Annotated in this window: 21 protein-coding genes and 1 tRNA gene; 8 read left to right on the forward strand and 14 right to left on the reverse strand. The window is 74.0% G+C overall.

Going from position 1 to position 23,886, the window contains the following annotated elements; all coding sequences use genetic code 11:
• Positions 1-31 precede the first annotated feature (31 nt).
• From AC6EXY_RS02435 to AC6EXY_RS02445, 3 genes are all read left to right on the forward strand, one after another.
• Positions 32-463, forward strand: coding sequence for an antibiotic biosynthesis monooxygenase family protein (locus AC6EXY_RS02435; RefSeq protein ID WP_101830620.1), 432 nt, complete (start codon positions 32-34; stop codon positions 461-463).
• 290 nt (positions 464-753) lie between these two features.
• Positions 754-1,749, forward strand: a complete 996-nt coding sequence (locus AC6EXY_RS02440) for a trypsin-like serine peptidase (RefSeq protein WP_243407255.1) — start codon at positions 754-756, stop codon at positions 1,747-1,749.
• 74 nt (positions 1,750-1,823) lie between these two features.
• Complete coding sequence (locus tag AC6EXY_RS02445; RefSeq protein ID WP_101830618.1) at positions 1,824-2,285, forward strand: hypothetical protein; 462 nt, start codon at positions 1,824-1,826, stop codon at positions 2,283-2,285.
• On the opposite strand, the gene AC6EXY_RS02450 is transcribed toward AC6EXY_RS02445, so the two are convergent.
• Entirely contained in the window at positions 2,269-3,162 is an 894-nt protein-coding gene (locus AC6EXY_RS02450) for an alpha/beta fold hydrolase (protein WP_101830617.1), read from the reverse strand. The genes AC6EXY_RS02445 and AC6EXY_RS02450 overlap by 17 nt on opposite strands.
• A gap of 132 nt (positions 3,163-3,294) precedes the next feature.
• Between AC6EXY_RS02450 and AC6EXY_RS02455 the strand changes: the two genes are divergently transcribed.
• Complete coding sequence (locus AC6EXY_RS02455; RefSeq protein WP_499817046.1) at positions 3,295-4,881, forward strand: MBOAT family O-acyltransferase; 1,587 nt, start codon at positions 3,295-3,297, stop codon at positions 4,879-4,881.
• 46 nt (positions 4,882-4,927) lie between these two features.
• Entirely contained in the window at positions 4,928-5,953 is a 1,026-nt protein-coding gene (locus tag AC6EXY_RS02460) for a DUF459 domain-containing protein (protein WP_101830615.1), read from the forward strand.
• Between the two features lie 26 nt (positions 5,954-5,979).
• Here the strand turns inward: AC6EXY_RS02460 and AC6EXY_RS02465 are convergent, their stop codons facing one another.
• Positions 5,980-6,435, reverse strand: a complete 456-nt coding sequence (locus AC6EXY_RS02465; RefSeq protein ID WP_499817045.1) for a hypothetical protein — start codon at positions 6,433-6,435, stop codon at positions 5,980-5,982.
• 109 nt (positions 6,436-6,544) lie between these two features.
• Here AC6EXY_RS02465 and AC6EXY_RS02470 point away from each other — a divergent pair, with 109 nt between their 5' ends.
• Both AC6EXY_RS02470 and AC6EXY_RS02475 read left to right on the forward strand, forming a co-directional pair.
• Entirely contained in the window at positions 6,545-6,772 is a 228-nt protein-coding gene (locus AC6EXY_RS02470) for a DUF4287 domain-containing protein (RefSeq protein ID WP_101835110.1), read from the forward strand.
• A gap of 114 nt (positions 6,773-6,886) precedes the next feature.
• The gene (locus AC6EXY_RS02475) at positions 6,887-7,297 is read left to right on the forward strand and encodes a PPOX class F420-dependent oxidoreductase (protein ID WP_499817044.1); all 411 of its coding nucleotides are present in this window, start codon (positions 6,887-6,889) and stop codon (positions 7,295-7,297) included.
• A gap of 3 nt (positions 7,298-7,300) precedes the next feature.
• Here the strand turns inward: AC6EXY_RS02475 and AC6EXY_RS02480 are convergent, their stop codons facing one another.
• From AC6EXY_RS02480 to mfd, 12 genes are all read right to left on the reverse strand, one after another.
• Entirely contained in the window at positions 7,301-8,059 is a 759-nt protein-coding gene (locus AC6EXY_RS02480) for a Bax inhibitor-1/YccA family protein (RefSeq protein ID WP_101835108.1), read from the reverse strand.
• Positions 8,060-8,263: 204 nt separating this feature from the next.
• Positions 8,264-8,338: transfer RNA gene (locus AC6EXY_RS02485), tRNA-Leu, on the reverse strand.
• A gap of 327 nt (positions 8,339-8,665) precedes the next feature.
• Positions 8,666-10,162 carry an NAD(P)/FAD-dependent oxidoreductase gene (locus AC6EXY_RS02490; RefSeq protein WP_101835106.1) on the reverse strand — a complete coding sequence of 499 codons (1,497 nt, stop codon included), beginning with the start codon at positions 10,160-10,162 and terminating at the stop codon, positions 8,666-8,668.
• Between the two features lie 165 nt (positions 10,163-10,327).
• Positions 10,328-11,173 (reverse strand): uracil-DNA glycosylase, encoded by an 846-nt coding sequence (locus AC6EXY_RS02495; protein ID WP_101835104.1) that lies wholly within the window; start codon positions 11,171-11,173, stop codon positions 10,328-10,330.
• Complete coding sequence (locus tag AC6EXY_RS02500; RefSeq protein WP_101835103.1) at positions 11,170-12,144, reverse strand: Ppx/GppA phosphatase family protein; 975 nt, start codon at positions 12,142-12,144, stop codon at positions 11,170-11,172. Before AC6EXY_RS02500 ends, AC6EXY_RS02495 begins: the two co-directional genes overlap by 4 nt.
• Positions 12,141-12,680, reverse strand: a complete 540-nt coding sequence (locus tag AC6EXY_RS02505; protein ID WP_101835101.1) for a DUF501 domain-containing protein — start codon at positions 12,678-12,680, stop codon at positions 12,141-12,143. Before AC6EXY_RS02505 ends, AC6EXY_RS02500 begins: the two co-directional genes overlap by 4 nt.
• A gap of 97 nt (positions 12,681-12,777) precedes the next feature.
• Positions 12,778-13,152: an FtsB family cell division protein gene (locus AC6EXY_RS02510; RefSeq protein ID WP_101835100.1), complete on the reverse strand. Its 375-nt coding sequence runs from the start codon at positions 13,150-13,152 to the stop codon at positions 12,778-12,780.
• 5 nt (positions 13,153-13,157) lie between these two features.
• Entirely contained in the window at positions 13,158-14,444 is a 1,287-nt protein-coding gene (eno, locus tag AC6EXY_RS02515) for a phosphopyruvate hydratase (protein WP_101835113.1), read from the reverse strand.
• A gap of 382 nt (positions 14,445-14,826) precedes the next feature.
• On the reverse strand, positions 14,827-17,025 hold the full coding sequence (gene sppA / locus AC6EXY_RS02520) for a signal peptide peptidase SppA (RefSeq protein WP_499817043.1): 2,199 nt from the start codon (positions 17,023-17,025) through the stop codon (positions 14,827-14,829).
• Positions 17,026-17,099: 74 nt separating this feature from the next.
• Positions 17,100-18,563, reverse strand: coding sequence for a MazG family protein (locus tag AC6EXY_RS02525; protein ID WP_499817042.1), 1,464 nt, complete (start codon positions 18,561-18,563; stop codon positions 17,100-17,102).
• Positions 18,564-18,618: 55 nt separating this feature from the next.
• Complete coding sequence (locus AC6EXY_RS02530) at positions 18,619-19,386, reverse strand: SurA N-terminal domain-containing protein (protein ID WP_101835094.1); 768 nt, start codon at positions 19,384-19,386, stop codon at positions 18,619-18,621.
• A 64-nt stretch (positions 19,387-19,450) separates the two neighbouring features.
• Positions 19,451-23,011, reverse strand: coding sequence for a transcription-repair coupling factor (gene mfd / locus AC6EXY_RS02535; protein WP_101835092.1), 3,561 nt, complete (start codon positions 23,009-23,011; stop codon positions 19,451-19,453).
• 425 nt (positions 23,012-23,436) lie between these two features.
• On the opposite strand from mfd, the gene AC6EXY_RS02540 reads away from it, so the two are divergent.
• The gene (locus AC6EXY_RS02540; protein WP_101835090.1) at positions 23,437-23,877 is read left to right on the forward strand and encodes a MerR family transcriptional regulator; all 441 of its coding nucleotides are present in this window, start codon (positions 23,437-23,439) and stop codon (positions 23,875-23,877) included.
• Positions 23,878-23,886: the final 9 nt, after the last annotated feature.

The following is a 23,886-nucleotide window of genomic DNA, read 5'->3' on the forward strand; positions in this document are numbered from 1 at the left end:
GTACGAAACAGATGATCGGAAGGCGGCCGCCATGCCCACACTCCCCTGGACCCCCGCGACCGCCGCCGACGGCGACGCCGACGCCGACGGCGGCAGCGGCCCCTCGGCCGGCGCCGAGGTGATGGCGTCGCGTTTCACCCTCACCTCGCGGCGGCACACGTTCCGGATGCTGCGGGCGGCGACGGCCGTTCGCCGCGCGTTGCTCGCCTCCCCGGGCGCCGTCGGCGTCTCCCTGGTCGCCCGTCCGCTGCGCAACGAGTACCTCACCCTGTCGTCGTGGCGCGACCGGGCCGCGCTGGACGCCTTCGTCCGCGACCCGGTCCACCAGGAGGCCATGCGCTCCCTGCGACCCGCCATGGCGACGTCGGCTTTCACCTTCTGGCACACCCCCGCCGGCGGCGGCACTCCCACCTGGGAGCAGGCCCACCGTGCCCTCGCCGAGCATTCCGACCGCGACCGATGAGCACACCGCCGCGGCCGCGGCTCACCCCCGCCAGGTGAGCCGGCGGAACGTGGCGGGCGCCGGCCGCGTCCCGCTGGCGGCGATCACAAAGTCTGCTACCGTGCGCGATCGTGGTGTCACGGAGGGCAGATGCCGGAGCGAGACATCGACGGGGTCCACGCGGTCAGGGGCCCCGCCCGAGACCTCCGGCGCGCGCACGGCTGGTCGCCGCGGTCCTGCTGACCGCGGGCGTCGCCCTGGCTCCGGCCGCCCTGCCGGCGAACCCCGTACAGGCGTCGGGCGCCGGCCCGGTGCCTGCTGCCGGCCTGGCGGTATCCGCCGCCGGGGCCGGCACCGACGCGGCGGCGGAGGTCCTCGATCCGGCGGCGAGCGCCGTCACCCGTGGGCACCCCGCCCCGCTGTCGGCACCGTTGTCGGCCCCGGGAGCGATCTCCGCGGCCGAGCAGCAGCAGGTCGCCCAGTACTGGACGGCGCAGCGGCGGGACCGCGCGTTCGGCGCCCACTCCGCCGCCCGGCTCGGCGCCCCGGCCCCCGCGCGGCCACCCGCCACCCGGTTCGCCGACGATCCGGGCTCGGCGTCGACCACCACCCCGCCACCGCCCAGCGACGGCACGCCGTACACGCGGGGCGGGCTCGTCACCGCGACCACCGGCCGGCTGTTCACCACGATCGACGGCGCCGACTTCGCGTGCTCCGCCAGCGTCGTGACCAGCGCGGGCCGGGATCTCGTGGTGACCGCCGGGCACTGCCTGCACGGCGGCGCCGGGTCACGGTTCGGGCAGAACGTCGCCTTCGTGCCCGGCTACTCGGACGGCACACTGCCCTACGGCATCTGGACGGCCCGCCGCCTGACGATCACGTCGGCCTGGGCGCAGGGCTCCAACTTCGACGACGACGCCGGGTTCGCGCTGTTCAACCTCCAGCACGGCCGCCATCTGCAGGACGTCGTCGGCGCCCAGGGCATCGCGTTCGGCCTGCCGATCACCTACCCGCAGTTCAGCTTCGGCTATCCGCGCCTGGCGCCCTACGACGGCAGCCACCTTATCTACTGCGCCGGCCCCGGGTCCGCGGACACCTACGGCGGCCCGTCGATCGGGGTGACCTGCCGGATGACCGCGGGGGCGAGCGGCGGCCCGTTCATCACCGGCCTCGGCCGGCTGGGGGCGGGGCACGGCTGGATCGACGGCGTCGTCAGCTACGCCTACGCCGGCTCCGGCGACCGGCTGTACGGGACGCACTTCGGCGCCGCGGTCAGGCTGCTCTACTACCAGTCCGCCCAGCTCTGAGCGCTCGCCGCGGGGACACCCGCCCAGGCTCGGCCGGTGCGTGGCGAATGTCCACGGATCGGTACCGTCGGCCCATGCCGCATCCGGGTGCCTTCGGACTCCTCCTGACCCTGCACATCGTGCTTGCCATCCTCGTCGTCGGACCGCTCACCCTGACCTGCGCGGCTGTGCCCTCGTTGCTGCGGGCGGGGGCGGGCTCGCTGCCCGCGCTGCGGGTCGCCACCCGGCTCGTGCGCGGCTTCGCGGCGGCCTCCCTGCTGATCACGCTGACGGGTGTCGCGATGGTGCACGAGGGCTCGTTCGGCAGCGTCCGCTCACTCGGGGACACCTGGCTCGCCGCCTCCCTCGTCCTGTGGGCGGTGGGGTGCGCGGCCTGCCTGGGCGTCGTCGCGCCGGGGCTGTCGCGCGCGGCCACCGACATCGGCGCCGGCGGGGACGGCCGGGGCCGGCTCGTCCCGATCGCCGGCGGCGCGCTGGTGAGCACCGGCTGCTGGCTGGTGATCGTGGCGCTGATGGTGGTCAAGCCGGGCGGCTGAGCCGACGCGGGACCTCGCCGCGATCGACCACGTCCTCGATCTTGTCCAGCACCCGCTCCCACACCGGCCGCGGCAGCTCGTGGCCCATCCCGTCGATCTCCAGCAGCTCGGCGGACGGGATCGCGGCCGCGGTCAGCCGACCGCCGATGACCGGGACCAGCGGGTCGGAACCACCGTGGACGACGAGGGTGGGCGTGGCCAGCCGGGCGAGGTCCGCGGTGCGGTCCGGAGCGACGAGCAGCGCCGCCAGCTGGCGCAGCGTGCCGTCCGGACTGGTGCGCCGCTGCCAGTACAGCTCGGTGCGCTGGCGCAGCCAGATGTCGTCCGGGGTGAACTCGGGCGAACCGAGCACCCGCTGCGCCTCGATGGCGGCGAGCACGGCGGACTCCAGGTCGGGCGGCGCCGGGCGCAGGAAGAGCCCGATCGCCTCCGGCGTGGGCTGCACGCGATGGTCGCCGGGATGCGACATCACGGATGTGAGGCTACGTACCCGCTCCGGCGCGCGCAGGGCCGCCACCTGGGCGATCATGCCGCCCATCGACATCCCCAGCACGTGCGCCGAGTCGATGCCGAGCGCGTCGAGCAGGCCGAGTGCGTCGGCGGCCAGATCGGTGAGGCCGTAGGGGGCGAGATCGAACCGGCCGGCGAGGATCTCGCCGAGGTCCGGCCGGCCCAGATGGTCGAGGTGGGTGGACAGGCCGACGTCACGGTTGTCGAAGACGACCACCTGGAAGCCGCGGCGGACCAGGGCCGCGAGCAGGTCGGGATGCCAGCCGGCGAGCTGCTGCCCGAGTCCCCCGACCAGCAGCAGCGGCGGGCCCTCGCCGCCGTGGACCTCGTAGGCCAGTTCCAGGCCATTGACCGTAACGATGCTCATGGCCGGACGGTAGCGATCCGGTGGCTCAGGCGCACGCCTTCCCGACTCAACCTCATCGCTACTTTATGTATCGTCACAACTCCTTAAAGTAGCGATCGTGGATGTGGCACACGCCGCCAAGGGCAGGCACAGGTGATCTTTCCGACGATCGAGTTCGCGGCCTTCCTGGCCGTCGTCATGACGGCGTCCTGGCTGCTCATGCCACGACCGCGGCTGTGGAAGCCGTTCATCCTGGCCGCGTCGTACTTCTTCTACGGCTTCGCGGACGCCCGGTTCGTCCTGCTCCTCGTCGCCTCGACGCTGCTCAACCAGGCCGCCGCCCACGCGGCCCACCGTCTGCGGGACCGGCGCGTCCTGCTCGCCGCGGTCGCCTGCGACCTCGGCCTGCTCGGCTGGTTCAAGTACTACGGCTTCTTCGCCCTGTCGGTCGACCGCGCCCTGGCCGACGTGGGCCTGCCCGCGCCGCTGCCGCTGGTGCAGGTCGCGCTGCCGGTGGGGATCTCGTTCTTCACCTTCCAGGCGATCAGCTACGTCGTCGACGTGCACCGCGGGAACTCCGCGCCGGCGCCGCTGCTCGACTTCGCCGTCTACGAGGCGTTCTTCCCGCACCTGGTCGCCGGGCCCATCGTGCGGGCCAGCGAGTTCCTCCCGCAGCTGACCTCCCCGCGCGACCCGCGCCGGGTACCGCTGGCCCGCGCCGCCTTCCTGATCGTCGGGGGCCTCGCGAAGAAGGTCGTCCTCGCCGACGTCCTCGCCGCCCGGCTCGTCGACCCGGTCTTCGACGCACCCGGACAGCACTCGTCGGCCGAGGTGCTCACCGCCGTCTACGGCTACGCGGTGCAGATCTACTGCGACTTCTCTGCCTACTCCGACATGGCGATCGGCATCGCCCTGCTGCTCGGCTTCCGCTTCCCGGACAACTTCGACCGCCCCTACGCCTCGAGCAGCCTGCGGGAGTTCTGGCGACGCTGGCACATGACCCTGTCCCGCTGGTTGCGCGACCACGTCTACCTGCCGCTCGGCGGCAACCGCCGCGGCCCGCGCCGCACCTGCGTCAACCTGCTGGTGACGATGACCCTCGGCGGGCTGTGGCACGGCGCGTCGTGGACCTTCGTCCTGTGGGGGGCGCTGCACGGGACGGCGCTGGCCCTCGAACGCCGCTGGCGCCCCCACCGCCCCGGCGGACCCGGGCCGGCGGTGCCCGCGGTCTCGGCGGGGACGACCACGGCGACGGACCCGGGGGCTGACGGGCACGGGCCGGCGCTGCCGCGGCAGCGTGTGGACGGCGGTGACGGCGGGTCGCTGCTCACCACGGCCAGGCCAGTGGTCACCACCGAGCCGGCCACCCCCGCCGCCACCCCCGCCGTGGCACGGCGAGTACTGGCGCGGCAGTGGGTGGCGCGCCTGGCGGTGTTCCACTTCGTCTGCGCGACCTGGGTGCTGTTCCGGGCGCCGGACCTGGCGACGGCCGGCGCGGTGTTCGCCCGGCTGGTCAGCGCCCCGGGACCAGCGCCGCTGGTGACCCCGGCGGTCGTGCTCGCGATCGTGGCGGGCCTCGCGACCGCGGCCGTCCCGCGGGCCTGGTGGGCGGCCGGGCAGGCACACTTCGCCCGACTGCGCCCCCCCGCGCAGATCGCCCTGCTGACCTGCGCCGTGATGGTTCTCTACGCCGCGGTGGGCCAGCACGAGGTCGCCCCGTTCATCTACTTCCGCTTCTGACTCCCGTGACTCCCGTCCCGGGCCCCGACGCCGCGTGAGGTGACATATGACCAGACCCGACGACGACACGGTGCCCGCACGCCGGGCCGTCCTGGTGGTGGTCACGGTGCTGGGACTGCTCGCGGTGCTGCGCGCCCCGGCGATGGTGCACGCCGGCGAGGGCATGCCGCCGGGCCTCACCCGTTCCCTCGTGCTCGGCGCGGGACACGGCCTGGACCGTGTCAGCCGCCCGCTGGGACTGGACGGTCCGGACCGCTGGCTGGCGTCAGCCTTCGGCCACGGCGGCGCCGCACCGTCCGCGACGACGTCCGAACTGGTGACGGCGGGCGACCGGGACCGGACATCACCGGGGCTCGTGGCACCGGGGCCGCCGCCGCTCGAGCCCCTGCGGCGACCGAGCGCCGCCGACCCGCTGCGGGTGCTGGTCACGGGGGACTCGCTGACCGAGACGCTCGGACCCGCGGTCACGAACGCGGCGCCGGCGACCCTGCGGGTGTCGACCGAGACGCACTACGGCACGGGACTCGTGCGCCCCGACTTCTTCGACTGGGCGGCGCGGGCCCGCGCCCAGGTGGCCGAGCTGCGTCCCGAGGTGGTCATCGTCGCGATGGGCGGCAACGACGGTCAGGGCATGACGCTGCCGGACGGCACGGTGCTGGCCGCCGGGTCGGACGCGTGGGCGGCCGAGTACCGGCGCCGCGCCGACGTCATCATGCGGATCTGGACGGGCGGCGGCGCGCGGCGGCTGGTCTGGCTCAGCCTGCCGCCGGCCCGCTCCACCCGGCTGGACGGGTACTTCCGCCAGCTGAACACCGCGACCGCAGCCGCCGCGGCGGGGGTCGGCGGCGCCCGCTACCTCGACCTCGTCCCCTGGCTGTCCCGCGGCGGCGCCTACAGCGACTACCTCCCGGACGCCAGCGGCACCACGGCGCTCGCCCGCTCCCGCGACGGCGTGCACCTCACCCGCGACGGCGCCCGCATCGCCGCCGGCCACATCGTGGCCACGCTCCCCGGCCAGACACCGGCCGACCAGACACCGGCCGGCCAGGCGGGGCTCGGACGGCCGGGCTGAGCGGCGCGACAGCGGCAGAACGCCGCCTACCGGACCCGGAAGCCGAAGCCCGCGCCGTCGAGGTCGGCCCGGGCGCGCGTGACCGCGATATACGCGTCGGTGAGCACGTCTCCGCCGCCGGGAGGCCCGGCAGCAGCGGGGGGCGGGGCAGCGCCGGGGGGCGGGATAGCGCCGGGGCGCCCGGCGGTGTTGGGGGAGGTGGCGGCGAGGGCGGCGGTGATCGCGGTGAGCAGGTCCTCGGCGAGGACGGCGAGCTGGTCGGGCAGCGCGTGGGGGGCCAGGCGCGGGGGGCGGACGCCGGCGGGGGCACCGGTGCCGATCCGTTCCCCGAGGACGGCCAGCTCGTCGAGCAGTCGGGCCGTGCGTTCCGCGCGGCTCAGCCCGGACTCCAGCGGCACGTCCCAGGAGGAACCGGCCCAGCCTCGGATCCGCCGGATGAGCAGCCCCACCTCCCGGCTGAGGTCTCCGACCTCATCGGACATCCGGGAAGGATACCCCACGATGCCCATGGGGGCCCTTGCCCTCCCGTGTGGTATGGGGCACGCTTACGACATGAGCTGTTGACGTCGGGTTTCACGTCTGGAGGCGCGCATGTCACTGCACCGTTCCCCGCAGACCCACCAGTTCCTCATCGAGCGGATCCCCAAGGTCACCGGCTACGAGGTGAGTACCTGGCTCAGCAGGCTGGCGGAGGGACCAGGCCTGCTGCGCTTCGCCGAACGCGTGAACTGGCTGCGGGCGGAGCACAACCTGCCGCACAGCTACGCGGCCGCGCTCGTCCACGAGTCGGACCTGCGGCGACGGGCGATCCGCGCCTGAGTCCGGCTCACCATCCGGGAGGTTCGGGCGCCGGGCCGATGCCGCTGCGCGCGGCCGGGCGGCGCCCGAACGACGCCTCGCGTGCCGCGGGCAGGCCGCGAGACAATGTCGACCGTGAACATCAACGCTGCCACGGAGTTCGTCCGTGACCATCATCGGGCAGTGCTGTGCACCACCCGGCGGGACGGTTCGCCCCAGATGTCGCCGGTGACGGTCGGGGTGGACGACGGTGGGCGGCTCCTCGTCAGCACCCGGCTCACCGCGTACAAGGTCGGCCACATCCAGCGGGAGCCGACTGTGCGGCTGTGCGTGCTGCCGGACGAGTTCTACGGCCCGTGGGTGCAGATCACCGGTTCGGCGCAGATCGTGCGCCTGCCGGAGGCGATGGAGCTGCTCGTCTCCTACTACCGCGGCATCTCCGGCGAGCACCCCGACTGGGACGACTACCGGGCGGCGATGGTGCGCGACCATCGCTGCATCGTGCGGATCACGCCCACCGCCGCCGGGCCGGACCGCTCCGGCTGAGCGCTACTGGCGGAGTTTGGACAGCAGCCGCAGCGTCTCCAGGTAGACCCAGACGAAGCCGACGATCAGGCCGAAGGCGGCCCGCCAGGCCTCCGAGCGAGGTGCCCCCGAGTTGATCGCCCGCTCGATGTAGTCGAAGTCGAGGATGAACTGCAGGCTGGCGACGCCGAGCACCACCACGCTGAACAGGATGCCCAGCGGGGAGGCGTCGTTGATCACGGGCAGGTGGCTGCCGCTGACGGCTCGGATCACCAGGTCGGTCAGGCTGAGAAGGATCACGCCGAACAGGACGCCGGTGACGATGCGCGCCATCCGCGGGGTGGCCCGCAGCCGGCGGCTGCGGTAGGCCAGCAGCATCGCGACGAAGATCAGCCCGGTGCCGAGCAGGGCCTGCGGGACGATGCCGGCGAACGAGTCCTCGTAGAACCGGGAGATCGCGCCGACGGCGACGCCCTCGATCAGGGCGAAGGCGACGATGAGCGGCGGCCGCAGCAGCCCCCGCATCGAGATCACGAGGCTCAGGAGCAGGGCGACGAGCCCGGCGCCGAGCGCGATGCCCGGCGCCTGGTGACCGACCAGCCACCCACCGGCGGCGCCCACGCCGAGGACGGCGAACAGCCCCAGGGTGTGGACGACGACGTCGTCGACGGTCAGCGAGGTCGGCTGCCGGTAGTGGCTCGCGAGGTCCTCGGGGCTGGGGGTGGGCGGCGAGGTGAACCCCCCGCGGCGCAGCACGGGGTTCGAGGAACGAAGGTCGGCCATCGAGCCGGCTCCTCTCGGTCGCCGCCGGGGCGGCGCCCACGGTCAACAGCTGGTGCAGACGAACACTCACGCAACGATTCCACCCGCCGACGGGTTCCCGGGCACGGTGGCGGCGCAGGGCCCGGACGACGCCGGGCCGGGAACGTGCCGCATGCCAACCGCCCGCGCCGTTCACGAACGACGCGGGCGATCAACAATGGATTGTGCCGGTGGTCGGAGTCGAACCGACACTCGAGCTGTTTTTAGGACAGCCTCCTCTACCAGTTGGGATACACCGGCTCGTCTACATCGAAGCTGTTTCTACCATGCTACGTAGGTTCTGGGAATAACACATCGCGGAAAAAGTGGTCCGGAGATCGCGGTCCCGGCGAAAGCGTGACTCATCGTGACGAGGATGCCGCGAATCGGCTATCCTCTCCGATCACGAGACGGCCCGGACGGTCAATAGTCCGGGCTCGGGACACGCTTAGCCGGGACCGGGCCGCGGCGGTGAATACCGGCGCCACCAAGGTGGTGTTAAACGCGCCGAGCCGATGACCGCGCCCGGCCACGCGGATTCATCCCCCGGTCCGCGACCCGCGCCGCGGCGGGCGGCGCGGGTGATCGTCATCCCCCGTGCGACGTGGTCCGGGCACTCTCCCCGGCCGCGCCGGGGGCGGACAGCCCAGGCCGCGCGCCCGCGCCGTCGCCGCTGTCGCGCTCCCCGGCGGGCATGGCCCGGCCGGCGGCGGCGTCGTCGCCACCGTGGCCGTCGCCACCGTGACCGTCCGGGCCGCTGGCGGCGCCGCTGGAGGTCGGGGTGGCGGCCCGGCGGAACTCCGCCCGCGGGTCGGCGAACGAGCCCAGTGAGACGATCTCACGGCGGAAGAACAGCGACAGCGTCCAGTCCGCGACCACGCGGGCCTTGCGGTTGAGCGTGGGAACCCTGCTCAGGTGGTACGTCCGGTGCATCAGCCAGGCCGGCCAGCCACGCAGCCGCACCCCGTACACCTCGGCGACGCCCTTGTGCAGGCCCAGGGAGGCGACGCTGCCGGCGTAGCTGTGCTCGTAGGGATGGATGGGCTGGTGGCGCAGCTCGGCGAGGATGTTGTCGGCCAGCCGGCCGGCCTGGCGCACGGCGTGCTGGGCGGACGGGCCGGTGGTGACCCCCTCGCCCTTGGTCAGGTCGGGCACGGCCGCGCAGTCGCCGGCGGTCCAGGCGTCGGCGACGCCGTCGACCTGCAGGAAGGCGGTCGCCCGCAGCCGGCCGCGGTCGTCCAGGGGCAGGTCGGTACGCGTGAGCACCGGGTTCGCCTTGACCCCGGCGGTCCACACCACGGTTCCGGCGTCGAACTGTTCACCGCTGTCCAGAACAACCCGGCCGTCGACGAGGCTTTCCACCCTGGTGTCGAGCTTTACCTCTATTCCGCGGTGTTCCAGCTGCTTCACCGTATAAAGACCCATTGCGGGTGAAACCTCGGGAAGTATTCGCCTGGTCGCCTCCACCAGGACCCACCGCATATCCGTGGCGCGAAGGTCGGGATAAAAGCCGCAGGCGTCCCGGGCCATGTCCTCGAGTTCCGCGAGCGCCTCGATACCGGCATATCCGCCACCGATGAAAAGAAAGGTGAGCGCGCGCCGGCGCACCTCGGGATCGACGGCCGAGGCCGCCGCGTCCAGCCGGCTGATGACCTGGTTGCGCAGATAGATGGCCTCGGCGGCACTCTTGAATCCGATGCCCTGCTCGGCGAGCCCGGGTATCGGCAGCGTCCGGGCCACCGAACCCGGGCACATCACCAAAATGTCGTATTTGATCTCAAACCGCTCGCCGAGCGGTGGGGCCACCACAGCGGTGCGTTCCGTATGCGACACCGAAAGCACGGAGCCGCTCACCACCCGACAGCCCTTGAGCACCTTTCGCAACGGAACCACCACGTGCCGTGGCTCCAGGTTGCCGGCCGCGGCCTCCGGCAGGAACGGCTGATAGGTCATGTAGGAGTTGGGCTCGACAACTGTGATGGACGCCTCGCCCGCACGCAGCTTCCGCTGAAGCCGCAGGGCCGTGTACATGCCGACGTATCCGCCGCCGACCACGAGGATGTGCGGTGCGCGCCCATAGCCCATGCGAAAACGGTACCCGCGAGGGCCGTCTTACACCTCGGCAGGCGACGATCGGCCCCGCTTTTCCGTGACGCAGGACACCAATACGGACCACCAACGGTCCGTCCCATGACCATCGGATGAGTGCCGCGGCCCACCTGCCGTGTCGACGGCCACAACGCGGCGGACTTAGTCGGTGGCCGGCGTCACTTCGGCATGGACCGAGGCGGACCGGAAAACCGTGTCGAGCATCACCTCGGTCACCCGTCCGGTGAAGGTGTTCTGCTGACTCGGGTGATAGCAACCGGCCACCCGCACCCCGGTGCCGGGAAGGTCGACCCCCACCTGATGGCCGAAGGGCACCCGTCGCGGCGGGACGGGGTAGCCCGCCCGCGCCAGCGCCGGCCACAGCGCCGCCCAGGCGAACCCGCCGAGGGCGACGATCGCACGCAGGGTCGGCCGGGCGAGCTCCAGGTCGCGCACCAGCCACGGCTGGCAGGTGTCCCGCTCCACCGTGGTGGGTTTGTTCGCCGGCGGGGCGCAGTGCACGGCGGCGACGATCCGGGTGGCTCGCAGCCGCTGGCCGTCCCCCGCGTCGACCGACGTGGGCAGCGCCGCCAGGCCGACCCGGTGCAGCGAGGCGAACAGCCAGTCCCCACTGCGGTCCCCGGTGAAGATGCGACCGGTGCGGTTGCCGCCGTGGGCCGCCGGGGCCAGGCCGAGGACCAGGATCCGCGCGTCCGCCGGCCCGAAGGAGGACACCGGACGCCCCCAGTAGGGCTGGTCGGCGAAGGCGGCGCGGCGGACCACGGCGATCTCCTCCCGCCAGGCGACCAGCCGCGGGCAGGCCCGGCAGACCGACGTCCGCGCGTCGAGGGAGGCGGTGTCGGGGGAACCCACGGCCAGTGCTCGCACCTCGTCGGCGGTCCCGGCGACCGGGGTGCGCCTGTCGGCGAGGTCACCTGGCCAGCCGCTGCCGGGCGGCACCGGTCCGCGGCCCGGCAGGTCGACGCCCGACCCGCCGGTCGCCGTCATCCCGCCGGGAAGGCCACGGACGGCCCGGGCTCGGCCGGGGAGGCCGGCGGCGGCGGGGCGGCGGCGAGGGCCAGTGCGATGCCGTCGAGGATGTCGCGCTCGCTGGCGACGACGGCCGCGGCGCCGGAGCACTCCATCAGGGTCCGCAGCACCAGTGCCCCGGCGGCGATGACGTCCACCCGGCCCGGGTGCATGACCGGCAGCGCCGCCCGCTCGTCGTGGGTCATCGCGAGCAGCCGCGCGGTGACCTCGGCGACCTGCTCGGCGCTTGTCACCGACAGGTGGATGCGCTCGGCGTCGTACTCCGGCAGGCCGGCGGCGAGCGCGGCGACGGTGGTCACGGTGCCGGCGACGCCGACCAGGGTGGCCGCCTCGCCCAGCGGCACCGTGGCGGCGGCCAGGTCGAACGCGGCCCGGGCGTCGGCGACGATCGCCGCGGCCTGGGCGGGCGTGGGGGGATCGTCGTGCAGGTGCCGTTCCGCGAGCCGTACGCAGCCGACGTTGACCGACCGGGCGGCGCGCACTCCGGCGGCGTCCCCGAGGACCAGCTCGGTCGAGCCGCCGCCGATGTCGGCGAGCAGCACCGGGGTGGCGACGTCCAGCTCGCCGATGGCCCCGCCGAACGACAGCGCGGCCTCCTCATCCCCGGTGATCACCTCGGGGTCGACGCCGAGGATCGCGCGGACACCGGTGACGAGCTCGTCGCGGTTGCGGGCGTCGCGGGTCGCGCTCGTGGCGACCATCCGCACCCGGGCCGCGCCCAGCCGCTCGATCTCGCCTGCGTAGTCTCGCAGCGCCGCGAGGGTGCGGGCAAGCGCCTGCGGAGCGAGCTCCCCGGTCCGGTCGACGCCGGCGCCCAGCCGGACGATCTCCATCCGGCGGGTCAGCTCGCGCAGTCCGGTGCCGTCGACGTCCGCCACCAGCAGGCGGATCGAGTTGGTTCCACAGTCGATCGCCGCCACCCGGGTCATCGCGATCCCTCCCTGCTGTCGTCCGGCGCCGCGAGGATCACCGGCGCCACGGATACGCAGGGGCCGCCCCGGCCCCAGTCCTCGAGCGCGGCGAGCGCCTCGTCGCCGAACGGGTTCACCCCGGGGCCGGCGGCGAGGCTGTGGGCGACCAGCACGTGCAGGCACTTCACCCGCTCCGGCATGCCCCCGGCGCTCGGATGGCCGACCAGCGGCTCGTACGCGTCGCGACGCGCCAGGTAGTCCTGATGCGCCCGCGCGTAGGCGGCCGCGAGCTCCGGATCGTCGGCGAGGCGCGCGGTCATCTCGCGCATCACCCCGGCGCCCTCCAGGCGGGACACCGCCGCCGCGGCCCTGGGACAGGTCAGGTAGTACAGGGTGGGGAACGGCGAGCCGTCCGGCAGGCGCGGGGCGGTCTCCACCACGTCCGGCAGGCCACAGGCGCAGCGGTGCGCGACACCCAGCAGCCCGCGGGGTTCCCGCCCGAGCTGCCGGTGGACGACCTCGGCCTCCTGCGCCGTCACCGCCGTCGACGTCACGCCGCCTCCCGCCCTCTCGCTGGCTCGCTGGCCATCTGGTCCTCTGGCCGACCGCTCGCCGGCCGCCGTCCTGCCGCCTGTCGCCCCGCACCCGGCGCTAGGGCCGGGCGATCTCCGACCACAGCCGGCCGTACCAGACCGAGCCGCCGGCCGCCCCACCCCCGGCCTCGCCGTCGCGCGGCGCGGGGGTGGGCGGGGCGGGCATCAGGAAAGCCCGCTCACCGGGCTTGATGTAGTGCAGCCGGCGGCGCGCCTCGTCGTCGCGCCAGGGCTGGTCGTCGTAGCGCTGCACCATGGAGCGCAGCCTGTCGACCTGCGTCTGGGTCTGCGCGTTCGCCTTGGCGAGCTGCGAGAGCTTGCTCTGCTGGCGCAGGTACAGCCGCAGCGGGTACGCCAGGGTCAGGACGAGCACGCAGATCACGACGGCGAGCAGAGTCGCCCTCGTGGTCAGCGCGACGCGCGGTGCCGGCACGGCACTCAGCCGCCGGACTGGCCGTGCCGCGGGAACGCGCCGGCGCCGGCGTAGCGGGCCGCGTCGTCGAGCTCCTCCTCGATGCGCAGCAGCTGGTTGTACTTCGCCACCCGCTCGCTGCGGGCCGGGGCGCCGGTCTTGATCTGACCGCAGTCGACGGCGACGGCGAGGTCGGCGATCGTGGTGTCCTCGGTCTCGCCGGAGCGGTGCGACATCATCGCCCGGTAGCCGCTGCGGTGGGCGAGGTTCACGGCGTCCAGCGTCTCGGTGAGCGTGCCGATCTGGTTGACCTTGACCAGCAGCGCGTTGGCGGCCTTCGAGGCGATGCCGCGGGCCAGGCGCTCCGGGTTGGTGACGAACAGGTCGTCGCCGACGAGCTGCACCTTGCCGCCGATCCGTTCGGTCAACGCCACCCAGCCGGACCAGTCGTCCTCGGCGAGCGGGTCCTCGATGGACACGATCGGGTAGGCGTCGACGAGCTCGGCGTAGTAGTCGCTGAGCTGCTCGGCGGTGCGGGTGCTGCCCTCGAACGTGTAGGTGCCGTCGGAGAAGAACTCGGTGGACGCGACGTCGAGGGCCAGCGCGATGTCCGAGCCGAGACGCAGACCGACCTTGTCGACGGCCTCCGCGATGAGGTCGAGGGCCTCGCGGTTGGCGGGCAGGCTCGGGGCGAAGCCACCCTCGTCGCCGACGCCGGTGGCCAGGCCGCGGGCCTTGAGCACGCTCTTGAGCGCGTGGTAGACCTCGGCGCCCCAGCGCACCGACTCGGAGAAGGTGCTCGCGCCGATCGGCGCGATCATGAACTCCTGGATGTCGACGTTGGTGTCCGCGTGGGCGCCACCGTTGAGGATGTTCATCATCGGCACCGGCAGGATGTGCGCGCTCGGACCGCCGAGGTAGCGGAACAGCGGCAGGCCGCTGGCCGCGGCCGCCGCCTTCGCGACCGCGAGGCTCACGCCGAGCAGCGCGTTGGCGCCGAGCGCCGACTTGTCCGGCGTGCCGTCGAGGTCGATGAGGGTCTGGTCGAGCAGGCGCTGCTCGGTGGCCTCGAGCTCGGCGATCGCGGGCCCGATGCGCTCGATGACGGCGGCCACCGCCTTGCGCACGCCCTTGCCGCCGTAGCGGTCCTCCCCGTCGCGCAGTTCGACGGCCTCGAACGCCCCGGTGCTGGCGCCGCTGGGCACCGCTGCGCGGCGCAGCGTGCCGTCATCCAGGACGACTTCGACCTCGACGGTGGGGTTGCCGCGCGAGTCAAGGATCTCGCGGGCTCCGACAGCCTCGATGGACGGCACGGCTTCGACCTCCGAATGTGACGGCTGGTACGCGACGGCACCATGGTAGGAACGGACCGTCACGGACCGGTGCCCGGGAGCACCCGGGCCCGGCGAAGCCAGACCGCGGGACGAGCGGTGCCGTCCGGACGAACCGGTCGCTGCGAGACTACCGTCGCCCCCGTGCCGGCGCGGCGCCGATCCCCACGCGGCGCGCCGCGGGCGCGAGGTGCACCGCGCCGCCGACCGGCATTCACCCGGTCGGCGGCGGCCGACCTCCAGGGCGCCCGGTCGCCGCCGTGTCGCGGATCCCACAGCCGCACCGGCCACGATCCCCGTCCCCACTGGCCCCCTCGGGCGATGCGGGCGACGCGCGGGCCGGCGCGCGAAGCGTGATCAGGAATCAGCCGATGCGGCCCAGCGGGGGCATCATCAGCGGTCCGCCCACGTGCAGGCCGAGGTGGGCTGCCAGCGGCGCCCACGCACCCCAGCCCGGGACGAACCCGCCGGCCCCCGCCAGACCCGAGGCGAGGCCCTCGCCCCCGAGCACGCCGGAGCCCACGAGCCCCGCGGCGCCCCCGAGGACCCCGGAACCCGCGGCGCCGGCGCGCGGCCCGAGCAGGCCACCGACCATCCGCAGCGCCCCGGGCAGGGCCTGGACGGCCAGGGCGCCGAGGCCGGCGGGCGGCCAGGGCGCGCCGGTAGCGGCCGCCGCGCCGCGATCCTCGCTGGACTTCGGGGTGCGGACGCGCTCCAGCACGGACGGCTTCGGCGCGAGGCGCACCCGCGGCGCCCGCTCGGCCGGCAGGCTGGCGCGCGACCAGGCCAGCCGGATCGCGTCGGCGAGGCCGCCGAGCTCGTCGACCAGGCCGTGCCGGTGGGCGTCAGCGCCGGTCCAGACCCGGCCGCGAGCCAGCTCGTGGACCTGGTCGCGGGTCAACCGACGGGACGTGGCGACCTTGTCGACGAAGTCGGCGTACACGCGGTCGAGGAACTCCTCCAGCTTCTCCCGCTCGCCGACGGTGAACGGGCGCCGCGGCGACATCATCAGCGCGTGCTCGCCCTCGGCGACCGCCCCGAACCCGACCCCGAGCTTGTCCAGCAGTTCCCGCACCACCTGCTTGCCGGCGAACACGCCGATGGACCCGGTGAGCGTGCCGGGGTTCGCGACGATCGCGTCCGCGGCCAGCGCGACGAAGTACCCGCCGGAGGCCGCCACATCCCCCATCGACACGATGAGGGGGCGGCCGCTCGCCCGGAACCGCTCGGCCTCCCGGCGAACCAGGTCGGACGCGACGTAGGAGCCACCGGGGCTGTTCACCCGGAAGACCGCCGCCGCCACGTCGTCGTCGCGGGCGGCGGCCCGCAGCGCCGCGGCCACCGACTCGGCGGAGAGCACCGGCCCGGAGAACGGCCCCGGCGTGCCCGACCCGAGCACGACCGGCCCGGTCCCGTGGATGAGGGCCACCACCGACCGGCGCGGATCCCGGTGCGGCGGCGTGACGGACGGTGCCAGCGGGACGGCGTCCGCGTCCGCCCGACCCTCGTCCACTCGTCCCCCGGCCGCGGGCACGCCCTCGGCCCGGCCGCTCTCGCCGGTGGCGGAGTCCGGCTCCGAGGGCGCCGTCTCCCGCAGGAAGAACATGCCGGGCCCCCGCGCGGCGAGCGTGGTGACCCGCCGCACCGGCGACTTCTCCCGTCGCTCGGCGAGGCGCCGGTAGGCGGACGCGTACATCAGCACCGGCTCCACGGCCCCACCGTCCCGATCGGCGCCGGTCCGCGCGGCCGCCCCGCCCCGATCGTCATCAGCCGGCGCGTCGCCAGCGCCGGACGCGGCGGTGGAGCGCTGCACACGGGCCCGCGCGGCGGCGTAGACCTCGTCGCGGTAGCCGAGCCGGTCGATCAGCCCGGTGTCCAGGGCGACGCTGCCGGCCAGCGGGCCGAGGTCGATGAGTCGGCGGACCCGGTCGGGCGCCATCCGCCGGCTGTCGGCGATGCCCTCGACGACCTGCTCCGACGACGACTCGATGATCCGGCTGAGCGCCTCCAGGTGCGCCGGGGTGAAGTCCCGCTCGACCAGGGTGTTCACCGCGTTCTTGTACTCGTAGCGCTGCCCGATCTCGACCGTGACGCCCAGCCGGTCGAGCGCCCCGCGCAGGAACGGCGTCTCCATCCCGAGGCCGGTCAGGCCGCAGTCGCCCGACGGCGCGAGCCAGATCTCATCGAAGGCGCAGGCCAGGTAGTACGGCCCCGTGCCGCCGCCGAACTCGCCGAACGTGTCGGCGTAGGCGATGGCCGTCCCACCGGCGGCGCGGAAGCCGGCGACCGCGGCGCGGATCTCCTGGATCCTCGCGAGGGGCATCCCACAGGCGGCGATGTGCGCGACGACGACCGGGACCCGCGGGTCCTCGCTGGCATGGCGCAGCGCCTCGGTGAGGTCGCGCAGCGTCGTGCGCCGGTGCGCGAGGGCGAGGGTCAGCGGATCGCCGGGGATGCCCTCGACGGGGTCGGACGTCAGGTCGAGCTCGAGGACGACCGGCGCGGTCCGCCGCGCCGCGATCTGCCGGACGTCGGCCAGCGCCTTGCGTGGGATGGCAGCCATGGAACGAGGCTAGTACTCCGGACCGGGCCGGACGCCCGGCCGTGTCCACCACGCGGTCGTCTGGCGGTCACCGATCAGGTGACGGCGGCCCCCCGAGGCCGCTCCTGGGCGACCCACAGTTCCCGCCAGCGTGCGGCGGGCAGCGGTCCGGCGCTCGTCCCGTCCACCAGCGCCGCGTCCTCGGCCGCCGCCAGCCGGTCACGGAACCGGCGCGACGCGCGCCGCAGCGCCTGCTCCGGATCCACCCGACCGGCCCGCGCGAGCGCGACGACGGCGACGAGCAGATCGCCGAGCAGCTCCTCCGCGTCCACGTCCGCGGCCGGCCCGGCCATCGCCCGCACGGCCGCTGCCGCCGTCGACCCGACCCGCGCACCCGCCGCCGCCACCTCGTCGACGCCCGCTGGCCCGTCCATACCCGCTGGCCCGTCGACGCCTGCTGGCCCGTCAACGCCTGCTGGCCCGTCAACGCCTGCTGGCCCGTCAACGCCTGCCGACTCGCCGCCGGCCGCGACCTCGCTCGCCCCGGCCACCCCGCCCGTCCCGCCCGCGGCGGACGCGGAGGTGGCAGTCGGTGCGTGGGTGAGCGCGAGGTCGGCCGGGACGCCGATGCCGGCGGAGCGCTTCAGCAGCTTGGCGGCGAGGGAGAGCGCCGGCTGGGACAGCGGCACGCCCTGCGTGACCGACGAGCGGCCCTTCTCCACGGCCTTGATCGCGTCCCAGTTGGCGACCACGTTCGCGGCACCGTCGACGACGACGTCGCCGAAGACGTGCGGATGGCGCCGGATCAGCTTGGCGGCGAGCCCGGCCGCCACGTCGTCGACGTCCCAGCCGTCGTCCGCCCGCTCGGCGGCGATGCGGGCGTGGAAGAGCACCTGCATGAGCACGTCGCCGAGTTCCTCGCGCAGCTCGGTGAGGTCACCGTCCTCGATCGCCTGGTAGGCCTCGTAGGTCTCCTCGACCAGGTAGGGGGCGAGGGAGGCGTGGGTCTGCTCGGCGTCCCAGGGGCAGCCGCCCGGGGAGCGCAGCCGGTCCATCACGGCGACGGCGTCGAGCAGTGCCGACCCGGGCAGCTCGGCGGTGCCGACGAGGACGTCGACGTGCACCGGGGCGCGGCCCTGGCCCTGCGCGGGCGGGCGGGCGAGAAGTTCGAGGGCTCGGTCGAGGGCGGTGGGCGCCGCGGGATCCGGCAGCCAGGCGAGCTCGTCGGCCGGTGCGCCCGCCGGCAGCGCGGCCCGCAGGCGTGCGGCGAGCGCGACGGCGTCCGGCCCCGACGCTCCCCCACCCGCGGGCACTGCGTCCCCGAGTAGAGCGTCCCCGGGCAGAGCGGCCGCGGCCAGGGCGTCGGCGTCGGCGTCGGCGTCGGCGTCGGCGTCGAGCACGGTGACGATCGCGCCGGCGGCCCGCAGCGCGTCGAGCTGCGGATGGCGGGGAGCGGCGGTGAGCACCGGAACGCGGCGCAGCAGGTCCCACGCCGGCGCGGTGAGCACCCCCGGGGCGACCCGCGGGCTGGTGAGCACGATGGTGATCCGCGGCGTCATGGCGGCGCGCCTCGCTTCCTCCGGCCCGTCGGGACCAGGCCCGGACCTGGACGGTTCAGGACTGGACGGTCGTCTGGATCGTGGGGGTGGGCGCCGGGCGGCTGGCAATCGTCCCGTCCGCGGCGACGATGGCGAACTGGTCGGTGTCCCAGCGGCCGAAGCGCGGGTTGATCGAGATCGGGTCGGCCTTCTCCGCCCGGGCGAGCACGGGCCGCAGCTCCGCCGAACGCTGGTCGGTGACGATGAACCGGGCGAGGTACGGCTTCGCCTGCGCGTAGCTGAGCGGGATGCGTCCGACCTGATCGATGATGCTGTCGTACTGGGCCCGGGTCTCGGCGTCGGTGGCCAGCAGACGCGGGCTGATCTGGTCGCTGATGGCGGACTCCAGCGCCCCCGAGCGCACGATCACGGACACGTCCCGCTGGTCGAAACCCGCGGCTGCGGCCCGCTGCTCGAACGCGCGCACGCTGCCGAACTGCAGCACGGCGTAGGCCTGGTAGTAGGCCGCCACGTCGCCCTCGCTCAGCGTTATGCCGCGCCGGTGCGCCTCCTCGGTGAGCAGGTTGAGCTGCACGAGCGTGGTGAGCGCGCGGCGCTGCAGCTCCGGCGGGTTGAGCGCGCTGGACGCGGACTGGCCGGACTGCGAGATCGGCACGGTGGAGGCGGCGGCGAGCCCACGCTCGACGATGCCTCGCAGCTTCGAGGTGTCGATGGTGCTCGATCCGACCTGGGCGGCGGCCCCGGCGTGCGTGGTACAGGCCGTCCCGGCGAATCCGACGAGAACGGCCACCCCGACACCGGCGAGCAGACGGGAGAGCTTCACGACTCCAGACGCTATCCGCTCCATGTGTGGCGAAGCACACCTCCCCCTACTTCGACCGCCGTGTTCACCGGCCGGGCGCCCCCGCGGCGGCGGCGATCGAGTCTCCGGCGACGGCGTCGAGCAGCTGGCCGGCCCAGGCGAGCAGCGCCCGGTCCCGCAGCGGGCGGGAGCCGATGCGCCCGGTCTCGGTCGGGGCGGGCACCAGCACGGTGCGCACCGCCGACTTGACCACCGCGCCCTTGTAGAGCCGGGTCAGCCGCAGGGTCTGGCTCTCCCGCAGCTCCAGCGGGGCGAACCGGATCTGCCGGCCGGCGGCGGTGATCTCGGTGACGCCGTGGCGCCGGGCGAGTACCCGCAGGCCGGCGACGGCGAGCAGGTTCTCCACCGGCTCGGGCACCGGGCCGAACCGGTCGACAAGCTCGCCGCGGACCTCGTCGATGTCCGCGTCGGTCACCGCTCCGGCGAGGCGGCGGTAGGCGTCGAGGCGCAGCCGCTCGCTGGGCACGTAGTCGTGCGGCAGGCTCGCGTCGACCGGCAGCTCGACCTTGACCTCCGGCGGTTCCTCCACCTTGTCCTTGCGGTACTCGGCGACCGCCTCACCGACCATCCGCACGTACATGTCGAAGCCGACGGAGGCGATGTGGCCGGACTGCTCGCCGCCGAGCAGGTTGCCGGCGCCGCGGATCTCCAGGTCCTTCATGGCCACGGCCATGCCGGCGCCGAGGTCGTTGTGCTGGGCGATCGTGGCGAGGCGGTCGTGGGCCGTCTCGGTCAGCGGCTTGTCCGGCGGGAACAGGAAGTACGCATACGCCCGGTCGCGGCCGCGGCCGACCCGTCCGCGCAGCTGGTGCAGCTGGGACAGGCCGAACACGTCGGCCCGCTCGACGATGAGCGTGTTCGCGTTGGAGATGTCCAGCCCGGACTCGACGATCGTCGTGCAGACGAGGACGTCGTACTTCTTCTCCCAGAAGGACACCATCACCTGTTCGAGGGTGTCCTCGTGCATCTGGCCGTGCGCGGTGGCGACGCGGGCCTCGGGCACCAGCTCGCGCAGCCTCGCTGCGGCCCGGTCGATCGAGTCCACCCGGTTGTGGATGTAGAAGACCTGGCCCTCGCGCAGCAGCTCACGGCGGATCGCGGCGCCGACCTGGCGGACGTCGTAGGCGGCCACCGAGGTCAGCACCGGATGGCGCTCCTCCGGCGGGGTGTCGATCGTGGACAGCTCGCGGATGCCGGTGATCGACATCTCCAGGGTGCGCGGGATCGGGGTGGCGCTCATCGTGAGCACGTCCACCGCGGTGCGCATCTTCTTGAGCTGTTCCTTGTGCTCGACGCCGAAGCGCTGCTCCTCGTCGACGATCACCAGGCCCAGGTCCTTGAACCTCGCCTCGCCGGACAGCAGCCGGTGGGTGCCGATGACGACGTCGACGCTGCCGGCGGCGAGGCCCTCGATCACGGTGCGCTGTTCGGCGGCCGAGTTGAACCGGCTCATCGCCTTGACCACGACGGGGAACGCCGCGTAGCGCTCGCCGAACGTCTGGAAGTGCTGCTGGACCAGCAGCGTCGTCGGCACCAGGACGGCGACCTGCTTGCCGTCCTGCACCGCCTTGAACGCCGCCCGCACGGCGATCTCGGTCTTGCCGTAGCCGACGTCGCCGCAGATCACCCGGTCCATCGGGACGGGCTTCTCCATGTCCGCCTTGACCTCGTCGATCGCGGCGAGCTGGTCGGGCGTCTCGCGGAAGGGGAAGGCGTCCTCCAGCTCGCGCTGCCACGGGTTGTCCGCGGCGAACGCGTGGCCGGGCGCGGCCATCCGGGCGCTGTAGAGGCGGATCAGCTCGCCGGCGATCTCCTTGACGGCCTTGCGGGCGCGGCTCTTGCGCTTGGCCCAGTCGGCGCCGCCGATGCGGTCCAGGCTCGGCGCGTCGCCGCCGACGTAGCGGGTGATCTGCTCCAGCTGGTCGGTGGGGACGTAGAGGCGGTCGCCGCGGGCGTACTCGAGCAGCAAATACTCGCGCTTGGCGCCGGCGACGGTCCGGGTGACCATCTCGACGTAGCGGCCGACGCCGTGCGCGTCGTGCACGACCATGTCGCCGGGGGCGAGCGCCAGCGGGTCGAGGCCCTTGCGGCGCCGGCTCGGCATCCGCCGCATGTCCTTGGTGGTGACGCCACGGGCGCCGGCGATATCACTCTCGGTCAGCACCGCCAGGCGCAACGTGTCGCTGGTGAAGCCGGTGGCCAGCTGGCCGCGGGTGACGACGGCGACCCCGGCGACGAGCTCGGCGGACTCGGCGTAGCGGGCGCCGAGGTCGGCCTCCCGCAGCATCTCCACCAGCCGCTGCGCCGGGCCATGTCCCTCGGTGACGAGCAGCACCTGCCACGACTCGGCCAGCCAGCCCTTGACGTCGGCGATCACCGCGGCGATGTCGCCGTGGTAGAGCGGCGCCGGGCGCAGGCTCGCGACGACCGTGTCCGCGCCCTCCGCGAGCTGGTCGTCCTCCGCCGGCGCGAACGGGGTGACCGACCACCAGGGCAGCCCGAGCTCGGTGGCACGCTCGCGCACCTCGGCGATCGAGCGGTAGGCCGCTGCCTCGAGGTCGATCGGCGCCCCGCCGCCGAGCGCCGCGACGCTCCAGGACGCCTCCAGGAACTCCTGGCTGGTGCGGACCAGCTCGCTCGCCCGCGTGCGGACCCGCTCCGGGTCGCAGACCAGCACGTGCGTACCGGCGGGCAGCTCGTCGAGCAGCAACGACATGCCGTCGACCAGCACCGGCGCGAGCGCCTCCATGCCGTCCACGGGGACACCGGAAGCGATCTTGTCCAGCAGGTCGAGCAGCTCGGGATGCGCGGTGGCGAGCTCGGCCGCGCGGGCCCGCACGTCCTCGGTGAGCAGCAGCTCCCGGCACGGCGGGGCGAACAGCACGGGGGCCGGGACGCCCTCGGCGGGCGGCAGCGCGCGCTGGTCGGCCACGGCGAAGCGGCGGACGTCCTCCACGTCGTCGCCGAAGAACTCCACCCGCAGCGGATGCTCCTCGGTGGGCGGGAAGACGTCGAGGATGCCGCCGCGCACGGCGATCTCGCCGCGCCGCTCGACCAGTTCGACTCGGTGATAGGCGATGCCCACCAGTCGGGCGACGGTGGCATCGAGGTCGGCGGTGTCGCCGGCGGCCAGCCGCACGGGATCGAGCTCGCCGAGCCCCGCGACCTGCGGCTGCAGCACAGCGCGGACAGGCGCGACCACGACCCGTAGCGGCGGCAGGCCGGCGCTGGCCGGATGCGCGAGGCGGCGCAGCACGGCGAGCCGCTGGCCGACCGTGTCGGCCCGGGGCGACAGGCGCTCGTGCGGCAGCGTCTCCCAGCTCGGAAACACGGCCACCACGTCGGGGCTGAGCAGGTCGGCGAGGGCGGCGGCGAGATCCTCCGCCTCCCGCCCGGTGGCGACGACGGCGAGGACCGGCCGGCCGGCACCACCGGCGGCGCCCAGGGCCGCGGCGGCGAAGGGCCGCAGGGCGGCCGGGCCGGCGAGGTCGAGGACCGGCTCGCCCGCCGCGCCGATCGCCCGGGCCAGGGCGGGATCGCCGCCCGGCCGGGCGATGAGCGCGTCGAGCAGCGGCGCGAGGGTCATGGGTGTGTCCCTGTGCCTCTCGGAAAAACGAAGCATCGACATGGAGCGGAACGCCGCGGCGCGCAGGGGGCACCGCGGAACACGACGGCATGGCACGACGGGATCCACCGCGGCCGGGACCCGCGCGTACGAAAGCCCGGCTCGCCGCCCTGCCCGCGCCCGGAAGGACACCCGGGCCGGCCGGGCTGTCTCGGCCCGACCCCGTCAGCACAGACGATGGTTCCAGCGTACGACAGGGTGCTCGCGACGCTCTCGCCGCGGGCCGCGGCGAGAGCCGGCGTTCGGCTGGGTGTCGGCCCGCGAACGGCCCCATGACCGCCCCACGACAGGCGGCGCACCGGTGAACGGATCGACGTACAGTCAACTGCCTGACGTCCTGTTCGGACGCCCGGGGCTACACCGACGTTAGGGTCGAGTTCGTCACCATGCGCCGCAATCTTTCGGGATCGGACGCGACCGGCCGCGACGTACACCAGATCGGGGACGTTGCCGAGCGGGTCGGTCTCTCCCTGCGAACAGTCCGCTACTACGAGGAGGCGGGCCTCCTCATGCCGGTGAGCAGGACCGTCGGTGGCTTCCGGCTCTACGACGACGACGCGATCGAACGACTGCTGCTCATCCGGAAGATGAAACCGCTGGGATTCAGCCTGGAGGAGATGCGCTCCCTGCTGACCCTGCGCGACGAGCTGGCGGCGCCGGGGCTCGCGGCGGAGACCCGGGCGCTGCTGCGGGAACGGCTTGGCACCTGGGTGCTGCTCGCCGAGGAGAAACTGACGTCCCTGCGGGAGCAGGTGAGCGTCGCCGAGTCGTTTGTCGGTGGCCTGCACGACGACGCCGAGCGCAACGGCGGCACCGCGCGGGGTTGAACCCCCGAC

Source organism: Frankia sp. RB5 (assembly GCF_059816245.1).